Annotated in this window: 16 protein-coding genes; 13 read left to right on the top strand and 3 right to left on the bottom strand. The window is 74.4% G+C overall.

The window, feature by feature from the left end; translation table 11 throughout:
• Window positions 1-11: 11 nt before the first annotated feature.
• On the bottom strand, window positions 12-1,115 hold the full coding sequence (locus BMY88_RS22630; RefSeq protein WP_091949490.1) for a substrate-binding domain-containing protein: 1,104 nt from the start codon (window positions 1,113-1,115) through the stop codon (window positions 12-14).
• A gap of 306 nt (window positions 1,116-1,421) precedes the next feature.
• Between BMY88_RS22630 and BMY88_RS22625 the strand changes: the two genes are divergently transcribed.
• From BMY88_RS22625 to BMY88_RS22580, 10 genes are all read left to right on the top strand, one after another.
• The gene (locus BMY88_RS22625) at window positions 1,422-1,994 is read left to right on the top strand and encodes a 1,2-dihydroxy-3-keto-5-methylthiopentene dioxygenase (RefSeq protein WP_091949487.1); all 573 of its coding nucleotides are present in this window, start codon (window positions 1,422-1,424) and stop codon (window positions 1,992-1,994) included.
• A gap of 290 nt (window positions 1,995-2,284) precedes the next feature.
• On the top strand, window positions 2,285-4,639 hold the full coding sequence (locus tag BMY88_RS22620) for a chemotaxis protein CheA (protein WP_091949485.1): 2,355 nt from the start codon (window positions 2,285-2,287) through the stop codon (window positions 4,637-4,639).
• A gap of 2 nt (window positions 4,640-4,641) precedes the next feature.
• Complete coding sequence (locus tag BMY88_RS22615) at window positions 4,642-5,109, top strand: chemotaxis protein CheW (protein WP_211435786.1); 468 nt, start codon at window positions 4,642-4,644, stop codon at window positions 5,107-5,109.
• Between the two features lie 240 nt (window positions 5,110-5,349).
• Window positions 5,350-6,231: a hypothetical protein gene (locus BMY88_RS22610; RefSeq protein ID WP_091949482.1), complete on the top strand. Its 882-nt coding sequence runs from the start codon at window positions 5,350-5,352 to the stop codon at window positions 6,229-6,231.
• A 411-nt stretch (window positions 6,232-6,642) separates the two neighbouring features.
• The gene (locus tag BMY88_RS22605) at window positions 6,643-7,761 is read left to right on the top strand and encodes a protein-glutamate methylesterase/protein-glutamine glutaminase (RefSeq protein WP_091949479.1); all 1,119 of its coding nucleotides are present in this window, start codon (window positions 6,643-6,645) and stop codon (window positions 7,759-7,761) included.
• On the top strand, window positions 7,758-8,582 hold the full coding sequence (locus BMY88_RS22600; protein ID WP_091949475.1) for a CheR family methyltransferase: 825 nt from the start codon (window positions 7,758-7,760) through the stop codon (window positions 8,580-8,582). Before BMY88_RS22605 ends, BMY88_RS22600 begins: the two co-directional genes overlap by 4 nt.
• 2 nt (window positions 8,583-8,584) lie before the next feature.
• A complete protein-coding gene (locus BMY88_RS22595; RefSeq protein WP_091949471.1) occupies window positions 8,585-8,968 on the top strand; it encodes a response regulator in 384 nt (127 codons plus the stop codon).
• Window positions 8,965-9,537, top strand: a complete 573-nt coding sequence (locus tag BMY88_RS22590; RefSeq protein WP_091949468.1) for a chemotaxis protein CheX — start codon at window positions 8,965-8,967, stop codon at window positions 9,535-9,537. The genes BMY88_RS22595 and BMY88_RS22590 overlap by 4 nt, the downstream gene beginning before the upstream one ends.
• A complete protein-coding gene (locus tag BMY88_RS22585; protein WP_091949465.1) occupies window positions 9,534-9,896 on the top strand; it encodes a response regulator in 363 nt (120 codons plus the stop codon). The genes BMY88_RS22590 and BMY88_RS22585 overlap by 4 nt, the downstream gene beginning before the upstream one ends.
• Window positions 9,893-10,381 carry a hypothetical protein gene (locus BMY88_RS22580; RefSeq protein WP_091949462.1) on the top strand — a complete coding sequence of 163 codons (489 nt, stop codon included), beginning with the start codon at window positions 9,893-9,895 and terminating at the stop codon, window positions 10,379-10,381. Before BMY88_RS22585 ends, BMY88_RS22580 begins: the two co-directional genes overlap by 4 nt.
• A 194-nt stretch (window positions 10,382-10,575) precedes the next feature.
• Here BMY88_RS22580 and BMY88_RS22575 read toward each other — a convergent pair whose 3' ends face one another.
• Window positions 10,576-11,037, bottom strand: coding sequence for an ATP-binding protein (locus tag BMY88_RS22575; protein WP_091949459.1), 462 nt, complete (start codon window positions 11,035-11,037; stop codon window positions 10,576-10,578).
• Between the two features lie 142 nt (window positions 11,038-11,179).
• Here BMY88_RS22575 and BMY88_RS22570 point away from each other — a divergent pair, with 142 nt between their 5' ends.
• On the top strand, window positions 11,180-12,904 hold the full coding sequence (locus BMY88_RS22570; protein ID WP_139220564.1) for a SpoIIE family protein phosphatase: 1,725 nt from the start codon (window positions 11,180-11,182) through the stop codon (window positions 12,902-12,904).
• A gap of 123 nt (window positions 12,905-13,027) precedes the next feature.
• On the opposite strand, the gene BMY88_RS22565 is transcribed toward BMY88_RS22570, so the two are convergent.
• A complete protein-coding gene (locus tag BMY88_RS22565) occupies window positions 13,028-14,218 on the bottom strand; it encodes an ATP-binding protein (RefSeq protein ID WP_091949519.1) in 1,191 nt (396 codons plus the stop codon).
• A gap of 189 nt (window positions 14,219-14,407) precedes the next feature.
• On the opposite strand from BMY88_RS22565, the gene BMY88_RS22560 reads away from it, so the two are divergent.
• Together BMY88_RS22560 and BMY88_RS22555 are read left to right on the top strand one after the other, a co-directional pair.
• Window positions 14,408-14,776 carry a phage holin family protein gene (locus BMY88_RS22560; protein ID WP_091949453.1) on the top strand — a complete coding sequence of 123 codons (369 nt, stop codon included), beginning with the start codon at window positions 14,408-14,410 and terminating at the stop codon, window positions 14,774-14,776.
• Between the two features lie 74 nt (window positions 14,777-14,850).
• A complete protein-coding gene (locus BMY88_RS22555) occupies window positions 14,851-19,806 on the top strand; it encodes an NAD-glutamate dehydrogenase (protein WP_091949449.1) in 4,956 nt (1,651 codons plus the stop codon).
• Window positions 19,807-19,993 lie beyond the last annotated feature (187 nt).

The raw sequence follows: 19,993 nt of genomic DNA, 5'->3' as shown, positions 1-19,993 counted from the left end.
GCCCCGACCGATCAGGACGCGGAGTTGTTCGGCAGCCAGTCGGCCACCGCGACGTCGTCCAGGCGCAGCGACGGCTCCGCCTCGACCAGGTCGGCGACCGAGGTGATGTCGTTGTCCCGGAGGAAGTCCTGCGTCACCGTGACGGCGGGGAACTGGACGGCGTCCTCCTCCAGCTGACCGGCCAGCTCCAGGGCGGCCACGCGGACGACCGCGCCACCGATCTGGGTGGGGTCGGTGGCGGAGGTGGCGACCCACGGGCTCCCCTCGGCGGTCATCACCTCGATGTCGGCGTTGGAGATGTCGATGCCGTAGACCCGGACGCCGTCCTGCAGGTCGTTCTGGAGCACCGCCTGGACCGCGCCCTTCGCGATCTCGTCGTACGGGGCGAAGATCGCGGTCACGTCGGGGTGCTGCTTGAGCGCGGCGTCGACCAGCGGGATGTTGTCGGTCGCCGTCGACTCGGTCACCTCGCCGGTGGAGAACCGCTGGTCGAGCTGGTGCTCGGCGACGTAGGTGTCCCAGACCTCGGCACGGCGGTCGAGCGGGGCGAAGCCGGTGGCGGACACGTAGCCCACCGCGGCGCCGTCGCCGACGTCCGCGACGAGCTGGTCCAGCACGCCCTCGGCCATGCTCGCGTCGCTCTGGCTGGTGACCACGACGCCCTCGATCGGCGGCAGCTCGAGGTCGTAGACGACGACCGGGATGCCGGCGTCGACGGCCTCCTGGACCAGCGGGGCGATGGTGTCGGTCTGCCCGTGGTCGACGATGATCGCGTCCGGCTCGGAGGCGATCGCCCGCTCCAGGTCCGAGGCGTGCCGGGCGTTGTCGTTGCGGGCGTCGGTGACGGTCAGCTCGATCCCGGCCGCCTCGGCCTGGGCCTCGGCGCCCTGGCCCCAGGCCTCGAAGTAGTCGCCGGCGCCGCTCTGGCGGACCAGCGCGACCTCGACCGGGCCGTCGGAGAAGGGGGCGGGGGCGTCGGCGGAGGCTGCCTGCGTGGTGCGGGCCGCGGCCTCCGACGAGTCGCCGTCGTCGCCGTCGGACTGGGAGCATGCGGAGAGCAGGAGGAGCGAGACGGCGGTCCCGGCGAGCAGGGGGAACCGGGTGGAGCGGGGCATGGGGGGTCCTTCGGGAGCGGTGGGCCGGACGGCCCGGAGAGCGGAGCGGGGCGGCGCACTCCAGGTGGGCCCCACGACGGCGCGGCTCGGCCGCGCCGGGGCCTCACGCGTGCTGCGGACGCGAGACCCGGGACCCCGGCATGCAACACAGCTCCGGACACACCGCCGGGTGCACGGCGGCGTTGACGGTGCGCCGCAGCGCTCCGACAGCGGAGCTGCCGGAGGTCGGTGGCGCCGCGACCATCACGAGGGGAATAGTAGGGATTCCGTCCGGACAACCGGAAATCCGATGATCGAGGTGGACCCGTGACCCTGCTCACCGTGTGGCGTGAGGACGCCCCCGACACGCCCGAACTGCGCACCGAGGACGCCGCGGAGATCGCCGTCGTGCTCAAGGAGCTCGGCGTCCGGTTCGAGCAGTGGCCGGTGCAGGAGCTCCCCGACCGGCCGACCCAGGACGACGTGCTGGACGCCTACCGCGACCGCATCGACGGCGTGACCGCCGCCGAGGGCTACACGCTCGTCGACGTGGTGCAGATGCACCCCAGCGACGACCCGTCGTGGCCGGAGACCGTGCGCACCGCCCGCGCGAAGTTCCTCGACGAGCACACCCACGACGACGACGAGGACCGCTTCTTCGCCACCGGGTCCGGCATCTTCTACCTGCGCCTGCAGGGCAAGGTGCACGCGGTGCTGTGCGAGGCCGGTGACCTGCTGTCCGTTCCCGGCGGCACGACGCACTGGTTCGACATGGGCACGAGCCCCGACTACGTGTCCGTGCGCTTCTTCCACGACGACGAGGGCTGGGTCGGCAGCTTCACCGACAGCGGCATCTCCCGCGGCTTCTCCACCTACGACCAGATCGTCGCCGCTCGCTGATCCGGTTCCACCCGCTCCACCCGCTGATCCCGCGCCGTCCGGGCCCGGCCGCCGCTCCCGGCGCCGGGCCCGTCGTCGTCCGCCGATCGCCTTGTCGACCGCGCCCGGACGGTCACCGGTCTTTCTCGCCCGCGGCCCCGCGACACACCCCGCGAATGGCCGTGCGCGCCCCGCTCCGCTCCTAGGTTCTCGCGCTGAGAGCCCGGACTCGCCTTGACTCGCCCGTCCGCGTGCCGACAGAACCAACGGGTCCTGCACGGGTCCGACGCAGAGCAGAGAGAAGGCATTCGGTGGACGGTCTGGACGACATCGTCGAGGAGTTCCTCGTCGAGAGCCACGAGAACCTCGACCAGCTGGACACCGACCTGGTGGCGCTCGAGCAGGAGCCCAACTCCCGGGAGCGGCTCTCGAGCATCTTCCGCACGATCCACACGATCAAGGGGACCAGCGGCTTCCTGGCGTTCAACCGCCTCGAGGAGGTCGCCCACGTCGGCGAGAACATGCTCTCCCGGCTGCGGGACGGCGCCCTGGACCTGACCCCCACCCGCACCAGCGTGCTGCTGCGCATGGTGGACACCGTCCGCTCGCTGCTCGCCTCCATCGAGGCGACCGGCGGCGAGGGCACGGTGGACGTCTCCGCCGTCGTCGCCGAGATCAGCGCAGCGATGGAGGACCGCCCGGCCGAGGCCGCCGCCCCCGCGCCGGCCGCCCCCGTCGCCGAGGTCGCTGCAGCCGCCGGGACCGAGGCCGCCGAGGCGCCCGCCGCCGCGAAGCCGGCCCGCAAGACCGCTCGCAAGCCCGCGGTGGAGGCGCCCGTCGCCGCGGCCCCGGCCGTGGTGGAGGTCGCCGAGGTGCCCGCGCCCCGCCCGGCCCCGGCCGCCGAGACCGAGCACGCGCCCGCCGCCCCGTCGGCCGACGACAACTCGCCGGCCCGCCGCGCCGTGGCCGACAGCACCATCCGCGTGGACGTCGACCTGCTCGACGAGCTGATGCTGCTCGTCGGGGAGCTCGTGCTGACCCGCAACCAGATCGTCCAGTACGTCGGCCGGTCCAACGACACCGACCTCGTGCGCGCCTCGCAGCGGCTGAACCTGATCGCCAGCGAGCTGCAGGAGGGCGTCATGAAGACGCGCATGCAGCCGATCGACCACATCTGGTCCAAGCTGCCGCGCGTCGTCCGCGACCTCGGCATCCAGTGTGGCAAGAACGTCCGCCTGGAGATGGAGGGCAAGGACACCGAGCTCGACAAGACCCTGCTCGAGGCCGTCAAGGACCCGCTGACCCACCTGGTCCGCAACTCCGTCGACCACGGCATCGAGACGCCCGATGCGCGCCGCGGGGCCGGGAAGCCGGCCGAGGGCGTGCTCACCCTCCGCGCCAAGCACGAGAGCGGCCAGGTCGTCGTCGAGGTCGCCGACGACGGCGCCGGCATCGACCCGGCGAAGATCGGCGCGAAGGCCGTCGAGCGGGGCGTGGTCACCGAGGCCCAGCTGGCCCGGATGACGCCCACCGACGTCCTGCAGATGATCTTCCTGCCGGGCTTCTCGACGGCCGCGGCCGTCACCAACGTCTCCGGCCGCGGGGTCGGCATGGACGTGGTCAAGACCAACATCGAGGCCATCGGCGGCACCATCGAGGTCGAGTCGGTCGCCGGCAAGGGCACCGTCTGCCGGCTGCGGATCCCGCTGACGCTGGCGATCGTCCCCGCGCTCACCGTGGAGTGCGCCGGCGACCGCTACGCCATCCCGCAGATCAGCCTGCAGGAGCTCGTCAGCCTGGACGCCGAGAAGGCCGCCAACGCCGTCGAGGAGGTCGGGGGCGCCCCGGTCTACCGGCTGCGCGGCGAACTGCTGCCGCTGGTCCGCCTCACCGACGTCCTCGGCCTCACCTCCGACCGGCACGACGGCCACGTCGTCATCGCCGTGCTGCGCTCCGAGGGCCGCCGCTTCGGCCTCGTGGTCGACCGGGTGATCAACACCGAGGAGATCGTCGTCAAGGCGGTCGGCGGTCAGCTCAAGGCGATCGGCCTGTACTCCGGCGCCACCGTCCTCGGCGACGGCACGGTCGCGCTGATCCTCGACGTGCAGGCCCTGGCCCGCCGGGCGCTGCGCGCCGAGAGCGCCGAGCGGCAGGAGGCCCGCGTGGCCGCCGCCGTCGCGGCGAAGGACACCGAGGGGCAGCGGGAGCGGATGCTCCTCGCGTCCATCGGTGGCGGACGGCGGGTCGCGATCCCGCTGGACACGGTCACCCGGCTCGAGCAGGTGCGCACCGAGAACGTCGAGCGGGTCGGCAACCGGGAGGTCGTGCAGTACCGCGGCGCGATCCTGCCGATCGTCCGGCTGGACCGGCACCTGGGTGCCTACGGCGAGAGCGACCGCGAGGTCCTCGAGGTCATCGTCTACAGCGACCACGGCCGCAGCGTCGCCATCGTGGTCGAGGAGATCCTCGACATCGTCGACGGCGAGGCCGCGATCCGCAGCGACATCGAGGACATGGGCCTGCTCGGCTCCGCCGTCCTCGGCGAGAAGGTCACCGAGCTGCTCGACGTCCGCGCGGCGATCCTCGCCGCCGACCCGGCCTTCTACACCGCCGGTCCCGCCCACTCGACGCCCGAGGGCGTCTCCGCGTCCCTGATGGAGGTCTGACCGTGAGCACCGCGACCGAGACCCGCACACCCGACGGCGCGACGCCGGCGATCGGCGGGCAGCTGGCCACCTTCTGGCTCGACGGCGACCTGTACGGCGTCGAGGTGGCGCACGTGCAGGAGGTCCTGCGCAGCCAGAGCCTGACCCGGGTGCCGCTGGCCCCGACGGCCGTCGCCGGCCTGATCAACCTCCGCGGCCAGGTGGTGACGGCGATCGAGCTGCGCGAGCGCCTCGGCCGTCCCCCGCGGCCCGCGGACACCGACGCCGTCGTCATCGTCGTGCGGCTGCACGGCGAGGCGGTCAGCCTGCTGGTCGACGCGATCGCCGACGTGGTCGACGTCGACCCGGCCGACTTCGAGGCCCCGCCGGACACGCTGGACGGCACGGCCCGCGACCTGATCCGCGGGGCGTTCAAGCTCGACGGTCAGCTGCTGCTCGCCCTCGACGTCCACAAGGCCGTCAGCGCCTGACTGAGGACTGCACCCCACCACCGGCCCCCTGCCGCCGCTCCCCTCCGGAGCCGGCAGGGGGCCGGTGGCGTTTTCCGGCGATGATTGGTGACTCTCTGCGAGAGCATGGTCACCCGATCAGGAGGGACACGCGGGAGAGGGGTCGCGCGTCTCCAACGGTCGAGTGACGATCACATGGCGCTCTGGAGCGATCACGGTCAGCATGGTCTCGCCCTTGTCCCGGCTCTCGGAGGCGCTGTCGTGCCGTACTCGCTGGTCAGTGCCGCCACCCTCGGTTTCGACCTCGTCCGCCTGCCCCTCGGCCGGCAGGTCGCCGACGTCCTGCTCACCGGGCTGACCGCCGACGCGGCCACGCTGGAGGGCATCGCGAGCGCGCACCCCTCGGCCGGCCGGGAGCGCGAGGAGCGCGCCGTCCTGGCCGTCCGTGCCCGCCGGGCGCGCGAGCTGGCCGCCGCCGTGCCGCACCTGCGGTCGGCCGGCAGCGACCGGGCCGCGGTCCTGGTGGAGCAGCTCGAGCGCGGGATGATCGGCGACGCCGCCGCCGTGGAGCGGGTGCTGCGCGACGACGTCCTCGGGCCCGAGCACCCCGCCGTCGCCGACCTGGACGAGGACGTCGTCGCGGCCGCCGCGGACGTGCTCGGCGACGCCGTGATCGGCTCCTTCGCCTCCGACGTGCTCCCCCCGCTGGTCCGCCGGCAGCTCACCGGCCCGCTCGCCCTGGCCACGGCGACCGGCCTCGTCCCGCCCGCCGAGCCGGACCTGGGGCCCGCCGGCGTCGAGGTGCGCGCCTTCCTCGCCGCCGTCGGTGACCAGGACGACCCCGCGCGGGCCCGCTGGCGTCGCGCCGTCGACGAGGGTCGCTTCGAGCGCCGGCCGTGGGCGACGGCCATGCACGAGGCCTCGTGGGCCGCGCACGTCTCCGGCCGCCTGCGGGTCCTGGCCGCCGCGCAGCTGCTGGCCGTGCAGGCGTTCGCCGACGGCGGCTTCGACGGCCGCGACGGCGCGCAGGGCGTCTGGAACGCCGTCGCCGGGGTGGTGCAGGGGCTGACCATGGGCGACCTGCTGGACTCCAGCGCGCTGTCGGTCCTGCTGGCTCCCTGGGAGCGGGTCACCACCGCCTGACCCCGCGCCACCTCGGGCAGCATCCCCCTCGCGCCGCCGGGCCTCCCGGCGGACGGACGTCGGGCGATGTGCGCTCCCTGCCCGTTCCGATGACCGAACGGTCCCTCACCGCACAGTGCCCGTGTCGGACGGCGTCCGTGCAGGTCAGGGCGTCGCCGGTCACCGTTCCCGCCTGTCGACAAATGGCCGAGCAGCCATTTCCGGGAACGGTCACCGGGAATCTCGTAACGAGTTCGCTCTCCCGGTTCAGTTCCCGTTTGGGACAGCCGACAACTCCTGTGTCGGGTGATGCGCCCGAGACATCCGTACCGAGCGGAACCGGTTGTGCGCGGCCGAACTTCAGCCCCGCTCGCTGGTGCCGATACACCGAGTAACAGCCCCTGTCGGCTGTCGACAGGAGCAGGAGGACGGATGAACCCGATCCGGGTGCTGGTGGTGGACGACTCGATCGTCGTCCGCAAGATCGTCACGGACGTGCTCTCGCAGGACCCCGCGATCGAGGTCGTCGGAACCGCCGTCAACGGCAAGATCGCCGTCGGCAAGGTGGAGCAGCTCAAGCCCGACCTGGTCACCATGGACATCGAGATGCCGGAGATGAACGGCATCCAGGCGGTCCGCGCCATCCGCGCCACGCGCAGCCGGATCCCGATCATCATGTTCAGCACGCTCACCGAGCGCGGTGCCTCCGCCACGCTGGACGCGCTCGCCGCCGGAGCCAACGAGTACGTGACCAAGCCGGCCAACGTCGGCAGCGTCGCGCAGTCGATGGAGAGCGTCCGCGAGCAGCTGATCCCCAAGATCAAGGCCCTGCTCGGCCGCCCGATCACGACCGGGCCGGCGCGCGCCACCGCCGCCCTCCCCCCGGCCCGCCCGGCACCGCCGCGCACCGCGCCGGTCGAGAAGCCGGCCATCCTGGTCATCGGCTCCTCCACGGGCGGCCCCGAGGCCCTCGCCAAGGTCCTGCCCGCGCTGCCGGCCTCGCTGCCGGTGCCGGTGCTCCTCGTCCAGCACATGCCGCCGGTGTTCACCCGGCAGTTCGCCCAGCGGCTGGACCGGCTCTGCGCCCTGCGCGTCGTCGAGGCCGTCGACGGGACGCCCCTGATGCCCGGCACGGTCCACCTCGCCCCCGGCGACCACCACCTCACCATCCGCAGCGGTGCCCGCGGCAACGCCACGAGGCTCACCCAGGGTCCGCCGGAGAACTTCTGCCGGCCGGCCGTGGACCCGCTGTTCCGCTCCGCGGTCGAGATCCACCGGGGCGCGGTGCTCGCCGTCGTCCTGACCGGGATGGGCTCCGACGGCAAGCTGGGCGCCGCCGGTGTCCGCGAGGCCGGCGGCTCCGTCGTCGTGCAGGACCAGGCCACGTCCGTGGTCTGGGGCATGCCGGGCGCGATCGCCTCGGCCGGTCTGGCCGACGAGATCCTGCCGCTGGACCGCATCGCCGAGGCCATCACCCGCCGCCTGACCGGCCCCACCGCCGGCCCCGTTCCCAGCCGGACCTCCGCGCTGCTCACCGGAGGAGTCCGATGACCCTGACCGCCACGAGCTTCGACTGGGTGCGCCAGGTGGTGCACCGGGAGAGCGCGATCGTGCTGGCGCCGGGCAAGGAGTACCTGGTCGAGGCGCGGCTGCTGCCGATCGCCCGGCAGATGGGCCTGGCGGACGTCGGTCAGCTGGTCGACAACGTGCGCACCCGCCCCAGCCCGGAGAACACCCGCCGCATCGTCGAGGCCCTCACCACCAACGAGACCTCGTGGTTCCGGGACGGCGACCCGTTCACCGCCCTGACCACGACCGTCCTGCCCGCGCTCCTCGCGGCGCGCGGGGCCGGCGAGCGGCTGCAGATCTGGTCGGCGGCCTGCTCGAGCGGGCAGGAGGCCTACACGATCGCGATGCTGCTCGAGGACGCGATGCCCAACGCGGCCGGCCGGGTGTCGATCACGGCCACCGACCTCTCCCGCGAGATGGTCGAGCGGACCCGCGCCGGCCGGTTCAGCCAGCTGGAGGTCAACCGCGGCCTGCCGGCGTCGATGCTGGTCCGCCACTTCACCCGCGCGGGCAGCGAGTGGGAGGTCAACGCCTCCCTCCGCCGCATGGTGACCGCGACCGAGTGCAACCTGGCCGCGCCGCTGCCGCGGATGGGCCCGTTCGACGTCGTGTACCTGCGCAACGTCCTCATCTACTTCGACCTGCCCACCAAGCAGGCGATCCTGCGCCGGGTCCGCTCCCTCATGCGGCCGGACGGGTGGCTGTTCCTCGGTGCCGCCGAGACCACCCTCGGCGTCGACGACTCCTGGGAGCGGGTCGTCCTCGGCCGCAGCTCCGCCTACCGCCCGCTGAAGGGGGCATGAGAATGCGTGCACTGGTGATCGACGACTCCCGCGCCATGCGCCGGATCGTCTCCTCCATCCTCACCGGTTTCGGCTACGAGGTCCGCGACGCCGGCCACGGCGGAGAGGCCCTCGAGGTGCTGAACGAGGGCTGGGTCCCCGACCTGGCCACGATCGACTGGAACATGCCGGTGATGGACGGGCTCCAGTTCGTCTCCGCCGTCCGGGCCAACCCGGCCTGGCGCTCGATGACCATGATGATGGTCACCTCCGAGAGCGAGCACACCCAGATCGTGCGGGCTCTCGCCGCGGGCGCCCACGAGTACGTCATCAAGCCGTTCACGGCCGACGCGATCCGCGACAAGCTGGCGCTGCTCGGCCTGCTCCCCCAGGAGGTCGTCCTGTGACCGCGTTCGACACCGCCGAGCGCCGCCGCGCCACCGATGCCCGCCCGGTGATCACCGAGCTCATCGACGAGGCCACGATCCAGTCCATCGCCGAGCAGGCCTGGATCTCGCTGGTCGGTGAGGAGGAGGTGCTCGTCCCGCTCCCCGCCGAGCTGCCGGCCGACGTCCTGTCCAGCTGGGTCGACGTGGTCGGTCCGTGGACCGGCAGCGTCGTCCTCACCACCGGCCGCCGCACCGCCGAGGAGCTCTCCCGGGCCCTGCTGCGCGACAGCGCGCCCCCGGTGCTCGACGAGGAGGACGTCGTCGACGCCTTCGGCGAGATCGCCAACGTCGTGGGCGGCAGCATCAAGGCCACGCTCCCCGGCCACTCCGCCCTCAGCCTGCCGTCGGTCGGCGCCTCCCCCGAGGTCCGCAACGCCTCCGACGTCTGCCGGATCGACCTCCTCTGGCGCGGCGAGCCCGTCGCCATCTCGGTGCAGGGCGCGTTGCCGGCCCTGCCGTCGTCCCCGGACCCGCACCACCCCGCTGACCCCGACCGCTCCACGTACGAGAACGAGGTGCCCCTGTGAAGATCCTCATCGCTGACGACAGCCGCGTCATGCGGCAGATCGTCATCCGGACCCTGCGTCAGGCCGGATACGACGACCACGACATCGTCGAGGCCGAGGACGGCCGCGACGCCTACGAGAAGGTCCAGGCGGAGAAGCCCGACCTGGTCCTCTCGGACTGGAACATGCCGAACATGACCGGCATCGAGTGCCTCGAGGCGCTCCGGTCGGCCGGCTCGACCGTGCCGTTCGGCTTCGTCACCTCCGAGGGCTCCGAGGAGATGCGCGGCAAGGCCGCCGACGCCGGCGCGCTGTTCCTCATCGCGAAGCCGTTCACCTCCGAGACCTTCACCGAGCACCTGGACGGGGTGATCGCATGACCGCCGACACCCGCGTCCTGCCCACCAGCAAGGACATCAAGGACATGCTGACGGGTCTGGTCGGCAAGCCGGTCGCCGTCTCGCCCGGCGCGCCGGTCACCCCGACCGAGCGCTCCCCGGTCTCGGTCGCCGTCTACGTCGACCCGCACCTGAACGTCAACGCGCTCTGCGTCATGGACCTGGCCCTCTCGGCCTGGACCGCCGGCGCGCTGGCGATGCTCCCCCCCGGCGGCGTCCAGGACGCCGTCGAGGAGGACGGCGAGCTGACGTCGATGCTGACCGAGGCCCTGCACGAGGTCGTGAACGTGGTCTCGGCCCTGTTCAACGTCCCGGGTGCGCCGCACTCCAAGCTGCACAAGCTCTTCGCCCCCGGTGACGACATCGACGGGGACATCGCGGGCATGCTCGCGGCCTTCAACCGGATCGACCTCGCCGTCGAGGTCCCCGGCTACGGCAAGGGATCGCTGTCGCTCGTGATCCCGTAGGACCACCTTTCGCGCGCCGGGTCACCCCCGGCGCTGGGAGGAGCTGCCCCGGGGCGGCGCCGGGCCACCCGTGCCCCGCCGCCCCGGGCGCAACAACGTCGTCGTCCTCCGGACGACACCGCGGCCACGACACCGCGGCCACGAGCCGTCCCCCAGGGCCGCTGAGCCCGCCCCCGGGCCCACGACACCTCCGGTCAGGAGGAGTAGGCCGGCTCCCGGTCCTCGACCGTCGTGGGCAGGCAGGCCCACACGTGCTTGCTGATGTCGTCGACGTACCAGCCGTGCGCCACCGACATCCGCGCGACCAGGTAGAGCCCCAGCCCGCCCTGGGCGGGGTCCCGGTCGACGGCCGGCATCGGCATCGTGTGCCGCGCGCGGTCGCTGATGTCGAGGATCCAGCCGCCGCTGCCGGCGACCACCGTGGCGACCACGGGGCGGTGACCGTGACGCAGCGCGTTCGACGCGAGCTCGTCGAAGGCCAGGATCATCCGGTCGGCGACGGGGTCGTCGGCGTCCCGTGGGAATCCGACCTCGTCCAACCTCGCCCGCAGGGCCCCGCGGACCGCGGGGAGCTGGGCCAGGGACGTCAGGTCCCACCGCCACATCTCGCCCCTGCCGTCCGGCAGCGGCCGAACCGGCCACGCCAGTCGACTCATGTCCTCGCCCCCGTCAGCGTCCGGTTCTGGGATGCATCCAGGGTGCCCAGCCGGACCCGGCCTCAACCGTGGGATCCCCCTCGGTGTGGTGCTCGGCGGCGGAGGGCGGGTTCCGAGGGCCCGATGAGGCAGAGTGGCGACCGTGATCACCGATGGGCCGACGCCGCTGACCGGCGACCTGTTGGTGCAGGCCGTCGAGGGCATGGACCGCCCGATGTTCGTCCTCGACGACGACTGGCGCTTCACCTACGTCAACCCCGCCGGCGCGCGGGTGCTCGGCCGCACGGTCGGCGCTCTGGTCGGCCGCGTCATCTGGGAGGCGTTCCCCGAGGCGGTCGGCAGTCCCTTCGACGAGCTGTACCGGTCCGTCGCGACCACCGGCCGGTCCGGCCGCACCGTCGCGTTCTTCGCGCCGCTGGACATCTGGTTCCAGGCCGACGCGTTCCGCACCGAAGCCGGCCTGGTCGTCACCTATGACGACGTCACCGACAGGCGCCGGACCGAGGAGGAGCGCGCCGCCGCGGTCGCCGCGCGCGAGGAGGCAGCCCAGCGCGCCGCCGAGGCCGCCCTCCGCGCGGCCGAGGCCGCCACGACCGCGGAGCTGGCCGGCCGGCACCTCATGCTGCTGGGCGACATCAGCCAGGCGATGACGTCCACCCTGGACACCGACGAGGCGGTGAGCCGCTTCGCCCGGCTCGTCGTCCCGCTGCTGGCCGACTGGTGCCTGGTCAGCGTGGTCGATCCCGACGGCACCCGGCGCGACGTCGGCCGCGCGCACCGCGACCCCGCCATGGTCGAGGCGATGCACCGCTACGCGGACACGCGGGTGGGCAGCAACCGGCCGACCGCCCCGGTGCCGACGGCGCTGCGCAGCGGGCAGCCCGTCGTCATCCCCCAGCTCACCAGCGCGCACATCGACCAGATGGTGGCCGATGAGGCCAGCCGCGAGGCGCTGGCACCGCTGCGGCCGTCGGCCGCCGCCGCGTTCCCGCTGCTGGCCCGGGGCGAGCAGTTCGGGGTCATCACCCTGGTCAACGGGCCCGAGCGCGGCCCGCACACCGACGTCGAACTGCGCACGGCCGAGGTGGCCTCGCGGCGCGCGGCACTGGCCCTGGACAATGCGCGGCTGGCTGCGGCCAACCAGCAGGTCGCCGAGCGGCTCCAGCTGTCCCTGCTCTCGCCGCCGGTGCAGCAGCCGCACCTGGGGACCGCCGTCCGCTACCGGGCCGCCACCCGCGGCGTCTCCATCGGCGGCGACTGGTATGACAGCTTCCTGCAGCCCGACGGCGACATGGTGCTGGTCATCGGCGACGTCATGGGCCACGACATCGAGGCCGCGGCCGCGATGGGACAGGTCAAGACCCTGGTGCGGGGCATCGCCTTCGACCGCCTGGAGGAGCCGGCCGGCGTCCTCCGGAGGGTCGACCACGCGCTCGTCGGCCTGGCCGTGCCCACCATGGCCACCGCGCTGGTGTGCCGGGTGGAGCACGACGGCGCCGGCGGGCGCACGCTGCGCTGGTCGTCGGCCGGGCACCCCGAGCCGCTGCTGCTCACCGCCGACGGTCGCGTCACCGACCTCGCCGCGCCGATCGGGCCGCCCCTGGGCATCGGCTGGCGCGGACCGCGGGCCGACGGCGCGGCGGACCTGCCGGACGACGCCACGGTGCTGCTGTTCACCGACGGGCTGTTCGAGCGCCGCGGCGTCCTGCTGGACGACGGGCGCGACCAGGTGCGCCAGCTGCTGGCCCGCTTCGGGGACCTGCCCCTGGACGAGCTGTGCGACCGGCTGCTCGCGGTGATGCTGGCCGACGGCGCCGAGGACGACGTCGCCGTCCTGGCCCTGCGGACCCGCGCCGCCGCCCGCTGACGGGCGGTCCTCTGCTCGTCCCGAGCCCGAGCACGACGCTCTCCGGACCAGCCCCCGGGGCCCCGCCTCCACCCACGTCGGCACGCGGACCCCCGTGCCCGGTGCCGCCGCCCCGGAACCGCGTCAGTCGCTGGGGTGGCTGAGCAGGTAGCGGCCGAAGTGCGGCACCGTGAAGGCGATCTGGCCGCGCTCGGCGGAGTAGACCAGCCCCTTCTTGATCAGCGAGTCGCGCGCGGGGGAGAGGGACGCCGGCTTGCGCCCCAGGGAGACGGCGACCTCCGAGGTGGCGACGGCGGCGCCCTGCGGCCCGCCCAGCTCGGCCATCGCGTGCATGTACTCGCGCTCGGCCGGGGTGGCCCGGTCGTAGCGGGAGCCGAAGAAGCCGACCGCGAGCTCGGCCTCGGCGACCGGCGCGGCCATGGCGACGTCGGCCGCGGTGACGGGGGAGGCCGCGGCGACGTCCCAGGTGACCTTGCCGTAGGCCTGGACGAAGTACGGATAACCGTCGGCGGCGGCGTAGAGCGCGTCCAGCGCGGCGGGGTCGAAGGTGACGTCCTCCCGCTCGGCGGGGGCGAGCAGGGCGCGGTCGGCGGCGGCGCGGTCCAGCCGGTCGATGCGCAGGTAGCGGAACAGCCGCTCGGAGTAGCTCTTGGAGGCGCTGAGCACCGCGGGCAGGTGGGGGAGGCCCGCGCCGACCACGATCAGCGGCGCGCCCTGCTGGGACAGCTCGTGGCAGGCGGCGCAGATGGCCGACACGTCGGGGGCCTGCACGTCCTGCATCTCGTCGATGAACAGCGCCACGCCCTTGCCCACGTCGGCGGCCAGGCCGGCGGCGTCGCTGAGCAGCTCCACCAGGTCGATCTCCATGTCCCCGGAGTCGGCCCGGCCGCTGGCCGCGGGGACGTCGATGCCCGGCTGCCACCGGTCGCGCACCTTGGCGTCGCTGCCCACCGCCCGCTGGGCGAAGGCCTTGAGCGTGGAGAGGACGGCGTCCATGGAGTCCTGGTCGGGGTGCCGCAGCTCGCGCAGCGCCATGTGCAGCGCGGAGGAGACCGGCCGGCGCAGCGACTGGTCGGGCCGGGCCTCGATCTTGCCGGTGCCCCAGCCCCGGCCGATCGCCGCCGAGCGCAGCTGGTTGAGCAGCACGGTCTTGCCGACGCCGCGCAGCCCGGTGAGCACGAGGGAGCGCTCCGGCCGCCCGCGCGCGATGCGCTCCAGGACGACGTCGAAGGCCGACAGCTCGTCGTCGCGCCCGGCCAGTTCGGGCGGGCGCTGGCCGGCGCCGGGGGCGTAGGGGTTCCGGACGGGATCCACGTCGAGCACCGTATGGCGCTGTCTAGCCGGCGCCGTAGACATCCGTAGAACGCGGTAGCGCGTGTCGCGCGGGGCGGGCGGGGGTGGCGGGTCTCGAGGGGCGTCTCGGCCCGCCTAGCGACGACGCTAGACAGGCGTAGACGGCGGTAGCTGCGCGACGCGGCCGGTCCGCGGCGCTAGCGTCGGGCTGTGATCAAGTTCGCGATCAAGGTCGTGCTCATGGCCGGCGTCTTCTACGGCGTCAACTACCTCCTCGACGGGGTCGAGGTGCACCCGAATGAGGACGGGCCGCTCGGCGAGTCCGGCACCTGGCTGTGGATCGCCCTGATCTTCGCGGTGGTCAACGCGGTCGTGGGCCCGATCCTGCGCCTGCTCGGGCTCCCGTTCGTGCTGCTCACCCTCGGGCTGTTCCTGCTGGTCATCAACGCCGCCCTGCTCGGACTCACCGCCGCGCTGACCGACCGCCTCGACGTCACCTCGTTCGGCAGCGCGGTGGCCGGGGGCCTGCTGCTGGCCATCGGTGGCTGGGTGGTCGACCAGGTGCTCGACCGCAGCTGACCCCCCGCGATCCGGGCTTCCGGACGGCGGCTCGCTACCGGGCCGGGAGCCCGCTCCGGCGCTAGCGTCGGCCCATGGTCAGCACCTCCGGCGGCGTCGCCGGAACCGGCCGCCCCGAGCCGGAGGCCGCGCTCGCCGCCGCCACGGCCGCCCCGTCCGACCTGGCCGCCCTCGAGGCGGAGCGAGCCGCCAAGCACCGGCTCCTGGAGGCCGCCGCCCGGGAGGCCCCGGCCGCCGATCCCGGGTTGCCGGCCGGCTGCGCGGTCGCCGACCTGCCGGGTCTGTTCCGCCGCTACTACTGGAGCGAGCCGGCGGCCGAGGTCGTCCGGAAGCTGCCGGCCGAGCTGGCCGCGCTCGCGCTGCAGCACCTGCGGGTGGCCGCCGTCCGCCCGCCGGGCTCGGCCACGGTGGAGGTCGTCCGGCGCGACGGCGCCGACCGCAGCCGCTCCGTCGTCCTGGTCGTCACCGACGACATGCCCTTCCTCGTCGACTCCGTCACCGCCGAGGTCGTGCGCCAGGGGTTCCGGCTCGAGCACGTCGTCCACCCGGTCCTCGTGGTCCGGCGGGACGCGGCCGGGCGCATCGGCGCCGTCTGCGACAGCGCCGACCCCGCCGAGTGCGGCCCCGACGCGCTGCTCGAGTCGTGGATGGCCGTCGTCCTCGACGGGCCCCTGGACGACGAGGCGCGCGACGACCTCGTCGAGGGCCTGCGGACGGTGCTGGCCGACGTCCGCGCCGTCGACGAGGACGCCGACCGGATGCGGGCCCGGGCGCTGGTGCTCGCCGACCGGCTGGACGAGCTCCCCCCGGCCGCCACCGACGACCCGGAGCAGGACCCCGCCGAGGTCGCGGCCCTGCTGCGCTGGCTGGCCGACGGCAGCTTCGTGTTCCTCGGCGCCCGCGACGTCGACCTGCCCACCGGCCGGGCCCGGACCGTGCGCGCCGTCCCCGGCAGCGGGCTGGGCATGCTGCGCAGCGACCCGGCGGGGACGGCGCCGCCCGAGGGGCGCACGGCCGACGCGGACGCGCTGCTCACCGTCGGCAAGGCCGACCTGCGGGCCACCGTGCACCGCCGCGCCTGGCTGGACCTGGTCGCCGTCACCCTGCCCGGGCCCGACGGCACCACCCGCCAGCATCGCCTCGCCGGCGTGTGGTCGACCGCGGCGTACGCCACCAGCGTGCGGGACGTGCCGGTGGTCCGGCGCACGGTGGCCCGGGTGGTGGAGCAGGCCGGTGTGCCGGAGGACAGCCACACCGGCAAGGCGCTGGTGGACCTGCTGGAGACCCATCCCCGCGACGAGCTGTTCCAGGTCGGGGCCGAGGAGCTGCTCCCCGTCGCCGTCGGCGTGCTGCAGCTGCAGGAACGCCGCCAGACCCGGCTGTTCCTGCGCCGCGACGCCCACGGCCGGTTCTGGTCGGCGCTGGTCTACCTGCCGCGGGACCGCTACACGACCGAGGTCCGCACCCGCATGCAGCAGCTGCTCCTGGAGCGCCTGGGCGGCAGCGGGATCGAGTACACCGCGCGGGTCACGGAGTCGGTGCTCGCCCGGCTGCACTTCGTCGTCCGCCCGCCGGCGACCCGGGGCGGGCGGACGGCGCTGCCGGACGTCGACGTCGCGGCGCTGCAGGACGAGCTCGCCGCCGCCGCTCGCAGCTGGACCGACGACCTGACCGACGCGCTGCACGCCCGGCACGGGGCCGACTCCGAGCGGCTGCTGGCGCGGGTCGCGGACGCCTTCCCGGCCGCCTACCAGGAGGACTTCCCGGCGGCGACCGCCGTGGAGGACCTCGCCCGGCTCGACGCGCTGGCCCCCGGGGAGACCGGCCTGCGGCTGCGCCGTCCCCGCGACGGCGGCGAGGCGCGCCTGTCGGTGTACCGGGTGGGGGAGCGGCTGCTGCTGTCGCACATCCTGCCGGTTTTGCAGCACATGGGCGTGGACGTCGTCGACGAGCGGCCCTACGGCATCGACCGGATCGGCGCGCCGGTGGCGTGGATCTACGACTTCGGCCTGGCCGCGCCCGGCGGGGAACTGCCGTTCGCCGGCTCCCTGCCCGAGCGGTTCACCGACGCCGTCCTGGCGGTGCAGCGCGGGGAGGCCGAGGACGACGGCCTCGGCGCGCTGGTGCTGCTGGCCGGGCTGAACTGGCGTCAGGTGACCGTCGTCCGGGCCTACGTGCAGTGGCTGCGGCAGGCGGGCCTGCCCTTCGGGCAGCGCTACGTGGAGACGACGCTGGCGGCCCACCCCGACGTCGTCGCCCGGCTCGTGGCCCTCTTCGAGAGCCGGTTCTCCCCCGACCGAGAGGCCGGCCGGCAGGAGCGGCAGGAGGCCCTCGCCGCGTCGCTGCGGACGGCGATCGCCTCCGTCGAGTCGCTGGACGCCGACCGGGTGCTCACCGCGCTGCTGGCCGCCGTGCTCGCCACGCGCCGGACGAACTACTACGCCGTCTCCACCCCGGCCGTGCCGCTGGCGGTCAAGCTCTTCCCGGCCGAGGTGCCCGACGTGCCGCAGCCGCGCCCGGAGCGGGAGGTCTGGGTGTGCTCGCCGCGCGTCGCCGGGGTGCACCTGCGCTTCGGCGCGGTCGCCCGGGGCGGGCTGCGCTGGTCCGACCGCCACGAGGACCTCCGCACCGAGGTGCTCGGCCTGGTGAAGGCCCAGATGGTGAAGAACACCGTGATCGTGCCGACCGGCGCCAAGGGCGGGTTCGTCGTCCGCCGGCCGCCGGCCGATCCCTCCCGCGAGGCCCAGCTCGCCGAGGGCCAGGCCTGCTACCGGCTGTTCATCGGCGCGCTGCTCTCCCTCACCGACGACCTCGACGCCGACGGCCGGGTCGTGCCGCCGCAGCGGGTCGTGCGGCACGACGGCGACGACAGCTACCTCGTGGTCGCCGCGGACAAGGGGACGGCGACGTTCTCCGATCTCGCCAACGAGGTGGCGATCGAGCGCGGCTTCTGGCTCGGCGACGCGTTCGCCTCCGGCGGCTCGGTCGGCTACGACCACAAGGCCATGGGCATCACCGCCCGCGGGGCGTGGGAGTCGGTAGCCCGGCATTTCCGCGAGCTCGGCGGAGACGGGGAGAGCCGGGAGCTCGGCCTCGACGTGCAGCGCGAGGAGTTCACCGTCGTCGGCGTCGGCGACATGTCCGGCGACGTGTTCGGCAACGGCATGCTGCTGTCCGAGCACATCCGACTGGTCGCCGCCTTCGACCACCGGCACGTGTTCGTCGACCCCGATCCGGACGTCGCCGCCTCGTTCGCCGAGCGCCGCCGGCTGTTCGCGCTGCCGCGCTCGTCATGGGCCGACTACGACCCGGCGCTGATCAGCCCCGGGGGAGGGGTGTGGCCGCGGACGGCGAAGACCGTGCCCGTGAGCGAGCCGATGCGCGCCGCGCTCGGGCTGCCGGACGACGTCGACGTGCTGTCGCCGGTCGAGCTGATCCGCGCCGTGCTGCTCGCCCCCGTGGACCTGCTGTTCAACGGCGGCATCGGCACCTACGTCAAGGCCGCGGCCGAGAGCGACCTCGACGTCGGCGACAAGGCCAACGACGCGGTGCGGGTCGACGGCCGCGACCTGCGGGTCCGCGTGGTGGGGGAGGGCGGCAACCTCGGGCTCACCCAGCGGGGCCGCGTGGAGTACGCCCTGGCCGGCGGCCGGGTGAACACCGATGCCATCGACAACTCCGCCGGGGTCGACACCTCCGACCACGAGGTGAACATCAAGATCGCGCTCAACGGGGTGGTCGCCCGCGGCGGCCTGGACGACGCGCAGCGGGCGGCGCTGCTGCAGGAGATGACCGACGAGGTGGCGGTGGCCGTCCTCGCCGACAACGCGGCGCAGAACGCGACGCTGGCCGGGGACGTCGGCTCCGCGCGCAGCCTGCTCGACGCCGGGCAGCGCTTCATCCGCGCCCTGGAGCGGTCGGGCCGGCTGGTCCGGGCGGTGGAGGCGTTGCCCGACGACCGGGTGATCACCGAGCGGCGCCGCGACGGGCAGGCGCTCACCGGCCCCGAGCTGTCGGTGCTGCTGGCCTACGCCAAGCTCGAGGCCGGCGAGGCCGTGCTGGCCTCCGGGCTGCCCGACGACCCCGCCCTGGAGCCGCTGCTCGCCGGCTACTTCCCCGCGGCCCTGCGGGAGCGATTTTCCGAGGCCGTGGCCGGCCATCCCCTGCGCCGCGAGATCGTCGCCACGGTGCTGACCAACCGCGCGGTCAACATCGCCGGGGTCACCGGCCTGTTCCGGCTCACCGAGGAGACCGGCGTGGGGCCGGCCGGTGTCGTGCGGGCGCACGCGGTCGCCCGTGCGGTCTTCGGGGTGGACCGCCTGTGGGACGCCCCGGGGGAGCTGGACAACCGGGTGCCCGCCGCCACCCAGATCGAGCTGCGCACGGAGGCCACCCGGCTGGCCGAGCGCGCCACCCGATGGCTGCTGCGGCTGCCCGAGCTGGCGGGGGACCGGCCGGTCCCGATCGGCGCGGTCGTGGACCGGTTCGCCGCCCCGGTGGCGCAGGTGCGCCGCGGCCTGCCCGGGTGGCTGCTGGGCGCCGAGGCCGCCGCCTACGCCGAGCGGACCGAGCGGCTGCGCGCGACCGGGGTGCCCGCAGCCCTCGCGGTCGAGGCCGCGGCGGCGCCGCTCGTGCCGGCCGCGCTGGACCTCGCCGTCGTCGTCGAGCGGACCGGGGCGCCGCTGGAGCTGGCCGGGCGGGTGCAGCAGTGCCTGGCCGAGCGGCTCGGGCTGGTCCCGCTGCGGGAGCTGGTCACCGCGCTGCCCCGGGACCGGCGCTGGCCCTCGCTGGCCCGCGCCACGCTGCGCGACGACCTGTCCGCCGAGGCGACCGCGCTCACCGCGGAGGTGGTGCGGGGGGCCGCACCGGGGACCGACGCGACCGAGCTCGTCGCCGGCTGGGTCCGGGGGTGGGACGCCGGCCAGCGGCGGGCGGCCGCGCAGCTCGCCGACCTGGCCGGCGGCGACCGCCAGGAGCTGGCCGAGCTGCTGGTCGCCGTCCGCACGCTGCGCGGCCTGCGCGGCCACTGAACGCCCCGCCCCCCGGGGCAGAAGCGCAAAGTTGCCCCGGGGCAGAAGCGCAAAGTTGCCCCGGGGCAGAAGCGCAAAGTTGCCCCGGGGCAGAAGCGCGAAGTTGCCCGGGGGCGGAAGCGCGGAATTGCCCGGGGGCGGAAGCGCGGAATTGCCCGGGGGCGGAAGCGCGAAGTTGCCCGGGGGC

The organism is Trujillonella endophytica (genome assembly GCF_900110555.1).
GTDB classification, from domain to species: domain Bacteria; phylum Actinomycetota; class Actinomycetes; order Mycobacteriales; family Geodermatophilaceae; genus Trujillonella; species Trujillonella endophytica.
Note: the sequence above shows the minus strand (reverse complement) of the source record. Positions and strands in the feature narration are given on the sequence as shown.